Origin of the sequence: Amycolatopsis speibonae (assembly GCF_042647925.1) — a bacterium.
In the GTDB taxonomy this organism is placed as follows: domain Bacteria; phylum Actinomycetota; class Actinomycetes; order Mycobacteriales; family Pseudonocardiaceae; genus Amycolatopsis; species Amycolatopsis speibonae.
Genome location: NZ_JBHRWK010000056.1, coordinates 32,107 through 42,039 on the forward strand (window position 1 = coordinate 32,107; position 9,933 = coordinate 42,039).

General features: G+C 66.0%; 9 protein-coding genes. 6 read left to right on the forward strand and 3 right to left on the reverse strand.

Annotated elements, in window-relative coordinates:
• Nucleotides 1-9 precede the first annotated feature (9 nt).
• A complete protein-coding gene (locus ACFOSH_RS30640) occupies nucleotides 10-666 on the reverse strand; it encodes a helix-turn-helix domain-containing protein (RefSeq protein ID WP_378242771.1) in 657 nt (218 codons plus the stop codon).
• Here ACFOSH_RS30640 and ACFOSH_RS30645 point away from each other — a divergent pair.
• The 4 genes from ACFOSH_RS30645 to ACFOSH_RS30660 all read left to right on the forward strand — a co-directional run bounded on the left by ACFOSH_RS30645 (nucleotide 642) and on the right by ACFOSH_RS30660 (nucleotide 5,102).
• The gene (locus tag ACFOSH_RS30645) at nucleotides 642-1,646 is read left to right on the forward strand and encodes an FG-GAP repeat domain-containing protein (RefSeq protein ID WP_378242773.1); all 1,005 of its coding nucleotides are present in this window, start codon (nucleotides 642-644) and stop codon (nucleotides 1,644-1,646) included. The genes ACFOSH_RS30640 and ACFOSH_RS30645 overlap by 25 nt on opposite strands.
• Before the next feature lie 460 nt (nucleotides 1,647-2,106).
• Complete coding sequence (locus tag ACFOSH_RS30650) at nucleotides 2,107-2,811, forward strand: DUF6218 family protein (RefSeq protein WP_378242775.1); 705 nt, start codon at nucleotides 2,107-2,109, stop codon at nucleotides 2,809-2,811.
• The gene (locus tag ACFOSH_RS30655; RefSeq protein ID WP_378242777.1) at nucleotides 2,808-3,050 is read left to right on the forward strand and encodes a 3'-5' exonuclease; all 243 of its coding nucleotides are present in this window, start codon (nucleotides 2,808-2,810) and stop codon (nucleotides 3,048-3,050) included. The genes ACFOSH_RS30650 and ACFOSH_RS30655 overlap by 4 nt, the downstream gene beginning before the upstream one ends.
• Before the next feature lie 30 nt (nucleotides 3,051-3,080).
• Nucleotides 3,081-5,102 carry an NB-ARC domain-containing protein gene (locus ACFOSH_RS30660; RefSeq protein ID WP_378242779.1) on the forward strand — a complete coding sequence of 674 codons (2,022 nt, stop codon included), beginning with the start codon at nucleotides 3,081-3,083 and terminating at the stop codon, nucleotides 5,100-5,102.
• Here the strand turns inward: ACFOSH_RS30660 and ACFOSH_RS30665 are convergent.
• Nucleotides 5,094-6,299: a hypothetical protein gene (locus ACFOSH_RS30665; protein WP_378242781.1), complete on the reverse strand. Its 1,206-nt coding sequence runs from the start codon at nucleotides 6,297-6,299 to the stop codon at nucleotides 5,094-5,096. The two genes, ACFOSH_RS30660 and ACFOSH_RS30665, sit on opposite strands and share 9 nt — an antisense overlap.
• Nucleotides 6,286-7,947 (reverse strand): glycosyltransferase family 4 protein, encoded by a 1,662-nt coding sequence (locus tag ACFOSH_RS30670; RefSeq protein ID WP_378242783.1) that lies wholly within the window; start codon nucleotides 7,945-7,947, stop codon nucleotides 6,286-6,288. The genes ACFOSH_RS30665 and ACFOSH_RS30670 overlap by 14 nt, the downstream gene beginning before the upstream one ends.
• A 194-nt stretch (nucleotides 7,948-8,141) precedes the next feature.
• On the opposite strand from ACFOSH_RS30670, the gene ACFOSH_RS30675 reads away from it, so the two are divergent.
• Together ACFOSH_RS30675 and ACFOSH_RS30680 are read left to right on the forward strand one after the other, a co-directional pair.
• A complete protein-coding gene (locus ACFOSH_RS30675) occupies nucleotides 8,142-8,762 on the forward strand; it encodes a hypothetical protein (protein ID WP_378242785.1) in 621 nt (206 codons plus the stop codon).
• Nucleotides 8,759-9,640 (forward strand): hypothetical protein, encoded by an 882-nt coding sequence (locus ACFOSH_RS30680; RefSeq protein ID WP_378242787.1) that lies wholly within the window; start codon nucleotides 8,759-8,761, stop codon nucleotides 9,638-9,640. Before ACFOSH_RS30675 ends, ACFOSH_RS30680 begins: the two co-directional genes overlap by 4 nt.
• Nucleotides 9,641-9,933: the final 293 nt, after the last annotated feature.

Below are 9,933 nucleotides of genomic sequence, written 5' to 3' on the forward strand. Positions count from 1 at the left end.
CTACCGGGACTACGATGGTTCCCCCAGCGCCGCGCTGAGGATACGAGCTGTGCGAGCCACGGTCTCCGACATCGAACCGGGTTTCGCTGAGCCGGTGGTCGCGACCGCGATCGAAGCGATCGTTTCGCCGGTGGGCACCCGGATAGGTGCTTCGGTGACCACAAGGCCGTGCTCGGCCTGCCAGGCGGCGGAGAATCGGCCGGCGCGCCGCGGCACTGTCGACCCCGGCCGAAGCAGGGTTTCATGCCGTGGTTCGGTGAGGCTGGCTGCGGCGATCAGGATGTGGCCGTCGCAGGAAACGGTGAGTACCGCACTTGCCCGGGCCGCCGTCGCCAGTCGCCGGAGATGGCCACGCGCGAGTTCCAGCAGCCGTGGGTAAGGTTGCCATGATTGACCGAGCCGGAATGCCTGTGCGCCGATGCTATAGCGGTTTTCTCGGCGCCGGACAACCTCCAGTTCGGTCAATTGCTCGAGTAATCTGTGTGCTGTGGCTTTCGGTAATGAGCACGAATTGGCCAGCTGGGTCAATCCGGCTTCACCTTGATGCCGCACTAAAGCGTCCAAGAGAGTGAACGCTCCTTCGAGGACACTTCTGGATCTTCTCTTCGTCTCCATCGAAATCCCCTCGTGCGGTCCGTCAGATGGAACTTTTGCTGACAACGCCATGCCGTAACTGCGAAGCTGCACTTCTCCCGGTGTGCATCTTCGGTCAAAAGGCGCGGGCTGGGAAGAGCTTATCCAATGAACGGAAAGAGGTTCGTCAAATGCGAAGAACCATTCGGCTTGGCACGGCGGTCGTGGGTCTGCTCGCGGGTCTGCTCGCGGTGCCGTCGACGGCGGGTGCGGACGATGCCGACGTCGGCATCATGGCTTCACCGTCGTCGCAGAAGCCCGCCGCGGATTTCGACGGCGACGGCTTCGCCGACAAGGCGGTTTGGCGTCCCGGGAATGGTGTCTGGTATGTGATCCGCAGCAGCAACGGCACCGTGGCGACCCAGCAGTGGGGTGTCGCGGGCGACGTTCCGGTGGCCGCGGACTATGACGGTGACCATCGCGCCGACTACGCCGTATGGCGACCGAGTAACGGCGTCTGGTACGTCATCCAAAGCAGCACCGGCACCGTCGTGACCCAGCAATGGGGTGTCGCCGGCGACGTTCCGGTCACCGGCGATTTCAATGGCGACGGCCGCGCGGACTTCGCTGTGTGGCGTCCGAGCAATGGCGTCTGGTACGTGCGCGGTATCGCCACGGTGCAATGGGGTGTGGCAGGCGACGTTCCGATCGCGGGCGATTTCAACGCGGATGGCGTGACCGACTTCACGGTTTGGCGTCCGAGCAACGGTGTCTGGTACGTCCGAGGTATCGCGACCCAGCAATGGGGTGTCTCGGGTGACGTTCCGGTCACCGGCGATTTCAACGCGGACGGTCGGACCGATTTCGCCGTGTGGCGGCCGAGTAACGGTGTCTGGTACGTGCTCGGTATCGCGACTCAGCAATGGGGTGTCTCGGGCGACATTCCCCTGTCCGGCAATTTCGGCGGCGACCCGCGGGCGGACTTCGTTGTGTGGCGCCCGACGAACGGAACCTGGTACGGCCTCGGCCTGTTCACCACTCAGTGGGGCGTGGCGGGCGACATCCCGGTCTGAGCGGTGTCGACGCTGGGCTGGCCATCGCCGGTCGCCCGTTGACCGGCGAGAAGCTCTTCACGCTGTCGCAGACCGGGCTGCTTCGCCTGCAGGTGAAGCCCGCTTCCTCTGGACGAAGCTGCGGTTCGTCGAGATCCCGTCTCCGGCCTCGGTGAAGGGCGACGGGCGAGGTGCGGACAGCCCGCACCTCGCCCGGACTGCCATGGACAAGTCGGCCCACCCCTCGCTGACACGCCGAGGCCAACCCCTGCGGTGGGTGACCGCAAAGCTGCCGGGATGAGCGCGGTGCAGTCGGCAACCACCCCCGGAATCAGTGAAAGCGGCAACGGTCCGCAGGCTGTTGCTGGTCATCAGAACCCGGCGACGACAATTTCGTCTCGGTCGGAGACCCACGCGTAACGCGTCGAGCAGTTCTGCGACTTGGTGAAACGTTCGGCTGATTCGAGGGTGGGTAGTGCGTGTGAGTGACGTCGATAAGGTTGAAGACGTGGCGGAGGGGCTGCCGGTCGCGCTGGCAGCTCCAGCGAGCGCCGTGGTGGTGGTCGGCCCTGGTGTGGAGGGGACGGAATCGATCGCGGTCTGGCACGTGAGCCCGCAAGGAATGCCCGTGGGTGCGTGGATCTACCCGATGGAAAGCCTGCTGGCTTCGCGGGATGAGGCGCGTCGTCTTTTGACCTTGGTCGAGCGACGGTCGATCACCGCGGTCGTTCCGAGCGAGCTGGACGAGGTCCTTGATCGTGCCACCAAAGCCGCAGACATCGATGCGGAGAAGTGGTGGACGAGGCAGCTCTTTTCGCCACTTCAGTGTTTCGCGGACATTGTCGACCGGCGTGCGGTGTACGAGGAGACTGTAGCGGCGGCGAAGTGTGAGCTGAAGAATGTGGCTGATCTCGAGTGGAGCCGTGACTTCGCGGCAGCGCACCTCGTCGATTTCGACGCCCTGCGATCTCAGTCCGAGGTTCGGCCTGTCATTGGATCGACGGCGGTCGGTTCGGATGCCTTGACAGTGGTCGGGGTCTTGCGCTGGCTCGTCCGGCAATGGGCTGAAACCGAGGGAGTGAAGAGGCGCCGCTATGTCCGCGACGCTCATGGAGAACCCGAGCCGCTTCCGCCGTCGTGGCTCGCGTCGGTCCAGGCGGGCATGACCACGCGGCTTCCGCTATGACGGCACTTCGCGGGTTCGCTGTCGTCGACACCGAGACGACCGGGATACTGCCCGGCTTCCACCATCGGGTGGCCGAGATCGCGGTCATTCACGTCAATCTTGCTGGAGAGATCACCGACGAGTGGGCGACGCTGGTGAATCCTGACCGTGATCTCGGCCCTCAGGCCATTCACGGTATCCGGGCAGCCGAGGTGCACGGAGAGGAGATTTCGGCAGCGCCTCCCCTCGGACCTCGGTAGGGTGGCCGTGGTCTACACGAGGGGGTATTCGTGACGGTGGTGGGCACGAGGCCGGTGCCGAGGGCGTTGGCGCCCGATCCTCGTTTGTTCGTGAACCGGGAGGACGAACTCGAGCTGATCGAGCGGGAGATCACGTCCTCGCTCGCTTCCCGGCAGGTCGGCGTCGTGGTGCTGACCGGCTTGCCAGGGGTCGGCAAGACGACGTTGGCGACCAGATGCGCGCATCTGGTCGAGGATCTCTTCCCGGACGGAGCGTTGACGGCTGATCTGGGGAGTTCGTCGGAGTCGGTGACAGTCGACGACGTCCTTTTCCTTTTTCTCAGCCAATTGGGTGTGGAGAAGCCGTCGCCGAGCTCGCAAGGCCTGCGCGCACAGTTCCGGACTGTGACCGCCGATCTCGCTCTCCTGCTGGTTCTCGACGATGTCGAATCGGCGGCTCAGCTCACGAACCTGCTGCCGTCCTCCTCACGAAGCACGGTGATCGCGACCAGCCGCAAACGGTCCGAGGGGTTCTCGCGGCAGCGGTACACCGTGGTCGAGGTTCCGCCGTTCTCGGTGGCGAGTTCGGTCGAGTTGCTCTCCGTGGATCTGTCGGCCGGTCCGACACCGGCTGAGCTGCGGTCGATGGAAGCGCTGGTCGAGTTGTGCGGCCGTCTGCCGCTGGCGTTGAGCATCGCCGGCGCCCAGCTCGGTAACCGGCACGCCGGGCGGCCGGCCGATTACCTGAGTCAGCTCAGGACGGCGCGATCGGTGCTCAAGACGCTGACCGAGGACGGACGGCCGGTGGTCGAGGCTGTTTTCGAGGTCTCCTACCAGGACCTGCCCGAAAGAGCCCAGCGGGCATACCGGTTGCTGAGCCTGCATCCCGGGGATCGTTTCCGCGCGGACGCGGCACACGCGTTGCTCGGTGAGAACGGGGATGCCGAGCTGGAGAGCTTGATCGTGGCGAACCTGCTCACCCGGGTCCGCCACGATCGCTATGAGGTCCATAGCCTGGTCCGTCAGCACGCGGCGGGTCTGGCGGAGCAGACCGAACACCCCGACGACGCCGACGCCGCGGTCGAGCGGGTCATCGAGTGGTATCTCGAGTTCGTCGCGGCGCGCCAGCTCACGATCAGCGACCGGCCCAGGTTCGGTGACCGCTTCAACGGCCGGGTCGCACCGGCGTATACGGGCGAGGGGGCCTGGACGAAGGCGATAGCAGACCTCGAAGCCGAGCGCACGAACCTGAGGCGGGTGGCCCGGGCCGCCGCGGACCTGGAACTGCACGCTCTGACGTGGCAGTTGAGCGAGGCTCTCGCGACATTCTACTTCCAGCGGGATCTTTGCGGTGACGCGATCACCGTCCACACCCTCGGTCTCACCGCCGCGACCGTCGTCCACGCGAGGACGGGGGACGCCCGGCCGGTGCTGCGGATGCGCGCCGAACTCGGGACCGCGTACTTCGGCCTGGAGGACGACGAAGCCGCGACGGAGCAGTTCGAAGCCGCCGCGGCCCTCGCCGCGGAACTGCCGGAGTCCGGTGAGGTGCTGTTCACGCGCGAGAAGCTGCTGCAGTGGAAGTCGTTCGTCCACCAGCGCAGGGGTGAGGCTGACGCGGCTGTGGACGCGATCGACCAGGCCCGCGCCTTCCTGGATCACCCGGCTTTTCCCGAGAACGACCGAGCCCGGGAACGTGCTCTGCTCGACCTCAACGGCGGCCCCATGCTGGCGGAGGTCGGCCGGACGGAGGACGCGGTGTCCCGTGGCCGCGCCGCTGTGGCGTACTTCGGCGCAGGCAAGGAACAGCACAACCGGGCGAAGGCTCTCGCGAACCTCGGACGGTCTCTTGGTCTAGCGGCGCCGGAGCACCTCGACGAGGCCGAACGTACTCTGCGTGACGCGATCAGGTGGTTCGACGAGCTGGGAATGCTGTTCTGGGAGGCCGACAGCAGTGCGGTCTTGGCAGATCTGCTCGACCGGACAGGCCGGCACGAGGAGGCCTTCGCCTTGCGCGGGCGCGCCGATGAGCTGAAGACGATTCTGGACGACAGGAAGGCCGGGTCAAGCTGAAACCGTTCGGATGTCGAACCGGGCGGGACCGGCCACCACGTGCCACGACGGGGGCAAATCGGACAGCGGCTTCCCGGTGAGCAGCCATTCATGGACGAGTGCGCCGACGACGACGGGATCGGCGCACGCGAGCAGGACCAGACCTTCGTCTCGCGCACGCACGACAAGCGGTGCGCCGGTGGCGACAGTCAGCGTCGCGCCCGGATACTGCCGGAGGGCGTCGTCCAGCAGAGCTTCGGTCCGCGCGAGGGGGTCGCCGGGTTCGACGATGATCACCTCGGCGTTGTCCAGCAGATCGCGTTGAGGGTGGTCCTCGTGCACGACCAGGATCGTGTCGTCGTGCGGCGACCGGTCCGAAATCACCTCGGCGGGATAGCGAACGAGGTTCGCGCTGCCGGCTTCCTCGAGCGAGCATCTGACGTGGTCCGCGGACGGAGCCGGCCGCGCCTCGGCGACGAGGGCGTCGACCGGGATGATCGGCACCAGCGCGGCACCGTGGGGCTCCGGGAGCCGGAGGTGTCGGTAGAACAGGGTGCGCAACCGGGCGGCCGCCTGCCCCGGGCAGGAAGTCAGAGCCTCGCGAATGACACGCAGCCCCTCGGTATCTCGGCCGAGTGCTTCCTCGACCTGAGCGCGCAGCGGGGCGTGCCGGTGCAGCCGCGGTGCCACCGAGCCCAGCAGTTCGGCAGCCGAGCCGGTCGCCACGTCCTCGTCGGGGAACGCCGCCAGCAGTACCGGACGCAGGAGACCCGCCGCATAACAGCTCGTCGCGCCGTGATCCCCCAAGACGAGGTCCGATGCGATCAACGCCGCTTGCCAGCCCTCCTCCGGCGGGACGAGCAGCAGACCCGCGCGGACGCAGTCGGCCAGCCAGGTGTGCACCTGCCACGGGCCGTGTCCGTGCCAGATGTTCGGGTGGACGACCGCGGCGACGCGGTATTCGTCGCTCGGAAGGCAGGCGAGCACTTCTCGGAACAGCGAGGGCCAGGTGCCCATGAGCGAACGTTTGTACCAGGTGCTCGCGATCGTGACGAGCTGCTGGCCTGAGGTTAAGCCGAGCTTGGCCCGGTAGCGGTCGCGGAGGTGTTCGCTGCGCAGCATCCGGTCGAAACACGGATCCCCGGCGACGACAGCTGTGCCGATTGCCGCCGGAGTGATCTCCGCGAGCCGGGCGAGCTGCTCCTCATGCGACAGCACCAGCGACGCCGCGATCGGCGTGCCGTCGTAGAGCAGCCATTCGGGAGAAAGACCGAAGACGGAACGGTTTCCGGTTTCCGGTTTCCGGTTTCCGGTTTCCGGTTTCCGGTTTCCGGTTTCCGGGCGAATTCTTATTGTACCCCGCGCCGTGCGGCATGACGACGACAGGTCCGGTCAATTCGGTGAGCCCGCCGTGATTGGCGGCCAGGATCAGATCGAATTCGGTGTCGATGGCCTGTTGCCAGGGAATGACGACGACACCAAGATGCTGAAGGAATCGATCCGTCCCGTGCCGGAAGGGGTCCGAACCGTTCCAGCTGAACACCACCTGCACGCGAGAGTCGGAGTCGAAGACCGGAAGCACGTCCAAGAGCCTGAGCAGGGATGTTACGTGGTGGGCCACGACGAGGACGACTCGTTCGCACCGCACGGTGTTCCAGTGCTGTGCCTGGAGGCTGATCGGCACTTTGACCGGGGACACGGTGAACACGGGACTCCCTGCGGGAACGAGCGGTGCGGTGGCGCTCAGCCACCGTAGCCGATCATCGTGGTCCGGCAGGTGAAGCCAGGGCGCGGTCGACGACAGGAACCGGTGCACGGTCCCGGTGTGGTCGAAGGCCCGCAGTGCATGCTGATAGGCGCGTCTGCGCAGGTGGGCGGGACTTGCGGCGAGCGCGCGCAGGAGCGTGCGGGCCAGCTGGTGGGGCGAACCCGGTGAGCAGGAGAATCCCGTCAGGCCATCCGCCACTTGATCTGCCAGGCCGCCAGCTGTGGTGGTGATCACGGGTGCCGCGCCGGCGGCGAACGCCTCCATGGGAATCCGGCCGAACGGCTCAGCCCGTGACGGAACGATCACGCCGCGGAGTCCTGGGTGTATCAGCAGGGCGGGGACCGCGGGAGTGAACCTGGTCAGAACGGTGTGCGGATGCCCGAGCGTCCGGAGACGGCGGGCCAAGTGCTGTTGATAGGGGCTCGGCCGGGAGAGTTCAGTGGTCGCGGCGAGAACGAGCGGCGGCAGGTCGGCTCCGGCGCTCTTCAGGATCGCGATGGCGTCAAGGAGGTCGTCGAAGCCCTTGTACGGTTCGGCACGTCCCATGGCGAACAGGAATTCCTCGGGCAAGGTGCGGATTTCGTGGTTCGGATCGTTTCTCGCCCATTCGGAATGGGTGAGCCCGTCCTGGAGCGGGATCATGGCGGCGTGCGGTATCGCGTAGTCGTCGCGTAGGTGCCTGGCCATGAACGGCGAAATAGTGCCGATTCTCGCGCCGTTCCCGATCGCGGTGTGGAGCGAGCGGCGTTCCCAGCACAGCCGATCCTGGTCGCGGGGTGCGTGGACGTGTCCGCTGGAGCGAGGGACCAGCACGGTCTTGGCGCGGGGGAAAGAAGGCAGCCCGAAGAACGGGACATCGAAGGCGACGATGAGCAGCGGCCCAGACCAAGGCAGGACCTCGCGGGCGATCCTGGCCGCGGTGTGCGCGGACACCTGCCGGAAGTTCTCCAGACCGCCCCAGCGATCGAGTCCGTTGGTGCCGTTGTCCACGGGGAGGACCTCGAATCGCGCCCTCGCGGCCAAGGCCAGGGCCCGTTCATGCCACTCGGAGTGGTACTCGGTTCCGGACGGGGCCAGCCGTACCGGCAGAACGACCAAGCGGACATCGGGAGAGACGAGACCAACCAGTGTTTCGAGGAAACCGAAGTTCGCGTGACCCGCACCTGTGCCGCAGCCGAACCAGCCATCGTGGACGGCGACTGCGATGGTCGGGCGAGGTATCCGAGAGTGGGCCACCCCGCTGAGGATATGCTGGTCGAAACAGTACGACGCACACGAATCGGGGGAGACGTATGCGAGAGGAATGGATCGTGCTCGTGGCGGCCTTGGCGGGCGTGCTGGCGGGCGGTGCGATGACGTTTCGTTACGCGATCAGGGCCGGTCAGGCCTCGGTCGAACGAAGTCTGCAGGCACAACTCGTTTCGGCCGAGCAGAGGCTGAAGATGCGCCTGGAGTCCGAAGCTCAGCGGCGACGACACGAGAAGCTCGAGGAATCCTACGGCAAACTCATGGGCTGGTTCTTCGAACTCGACATGGTCGTCGACAGCGTCTGGATCGGAATCCACTCCGCGGACCAGGAGGTCATCGAAGAAACCAGGGTGACGCTCGACAAATGGCCTTGGGTGACCTTGAAACCGCCGCAGTATGTGGCATCGACCCAGCAGTACTGGAGTGTCGCGGTCCGGGATCTGGTCGACAAATTCTACGGCGACACGGTTGATTTCGTGAGGTTCGCTCAAATCGTCATCCGGTCCGGCGACGACTTGAAGGACGGTGACGACGTGAAGGATCGAGCCATGGAAAAGGTCTGGGAGGGGCGCGGTAAGTCGAGGGAAAGCATTGCCAAGATCCGCGAGCAGGCCGGGGTGGAGCTGGTGCACCCCGACCGTGACCTCTGGCAGAGCGCCCGATGACCGAATACGGTGGCGTGCAACGATACCTGTACTGGTCGGATCGCCTGGTGGGGAAGTATCTCGACGACCTGGGCGTCCGGGTGATGGAAAAGCGCCAGCGGAAGATATCCACGCCCAACATCCGGGGCTTCCTGCCCGCTGTCGAGTGGTCGGAAGAAGGACCCGCCCTCACCCGGCCGGATATCGCCGCCAAGCTGGAACGAGGTTTGGGGCAATCCGTCGTCGATACCTTCGCTTCGCCGCCGCCAGTACATTTCGCCCGGGGAATCGGCGATGTCGTGTTCGGCGAGTTCGTCGGCACAGAGCCCGGACGGGCGGTCATGTACACCACGGTATCCGAGCCCAATGGCGGCCGGATCGCGGTCTGTCTGTTCGGGAGCGTCCACAACTACGCCGACTTCGTGGCCGAGAGCGGAGCACCGAGCCGGCACGGCTGGACAGCCTCCGAGGCCGGGAACATCCGCCGCTTCCTGGACGAGGAGTGCCGGGTGCGGCCGTCGTGGGCTTCGGAGGAGGAACTCGCCCGCGATGCCGTCAAGGTCGCTTGTTCTCAGGGCGAGGACGCTGCGGTGCCGGTGGCTCGCCGCCGGTGCGGCTGGCATCGTGGTCACACCTACGGCGACACCGGTGAGGTCGGCGAGTGGCTGGCGGAGATCTTTTGCGATTTCGATTTTCGTGAGACACCGCTGGGTCCGCAGGACGGTCATGATCGCGTCCTGATCGGTGCCCCGTTCTGGCTGCGGACGCCCTCGGTGCGCGCGATCAGGCTCTACGCGGACTACGCGGAAGGCGAGTTGGACGAGCGGGAGAGGAAAGCGTCGCGCAGGTGGGGTTTCCGCAAGTTTTTCGGAGGCGCGTCCGCCGACCTGATGCGGTGATGGCCCTTGCGGGGTACTGGTTTCGGACGTCGAGTGCCCGATCTCGCGCATGACCTTCGAGGAGATCACCACTGCTGCGCTGATGTTCGGCCGCGAGTCGACCGAGGAGCCTGCCCGTTCGAAGACAAGCCGAGGGATATACCGAGCGGGACGCAGGCCGCGGGCAGGATCTGGAGCGAGGACGACCGCTTCTAATACTACAGCGGCAGTGAGGGATGTTTGTTGCGTTGTCGCTGGTAGTGGCTGTGGCGGGCGCGGGTTTGGTGGCGTCGTCGCCAGAGTGACCAGTGATC

What these genes read in the sequence shown, in the direction of transcription:
- ACFOSH_RS30680 (WP_378242787.1), top strand. Translation starts at nt 8,759, where the DNA reads ATGACCGAATACGGTGGCGTGCAACGATACCTGTACTGGTCGGATCGC.
- ACFOSH_RS30675 (WP_378242785.1), top strand. Translation starts at nt 8,142, where the DNA reads ATGCGAGAGGAATGGATCGTGCTCGTGGCGGCCTTGGCGGGCGTGCTG.
- ACFOSH_RS30655 (WP_378242777.1), top strand. Translation starts at nt 2,808, where the DNA reads ATGACGGCACTTCGCGGGTTCGCTGTCGTCGACACCGAGACGACCGGG.
- ACFOSH_RS30645 (WP_378242773.1), top strand. Translation starts at nt 642, where the DNA reads ATGGAACTTTTGCTGACAACGCCATGCCGTAACTGCGAAGCTGCACTT.
- ACFOSH_RS30640 (WP_378242771.1), bottom strand. Translation starts at nt 666, where the DNA reads ATGGCGTTGTCAGCAAAAGTTCCATCTGACGGACCGCACGAGGGGATT.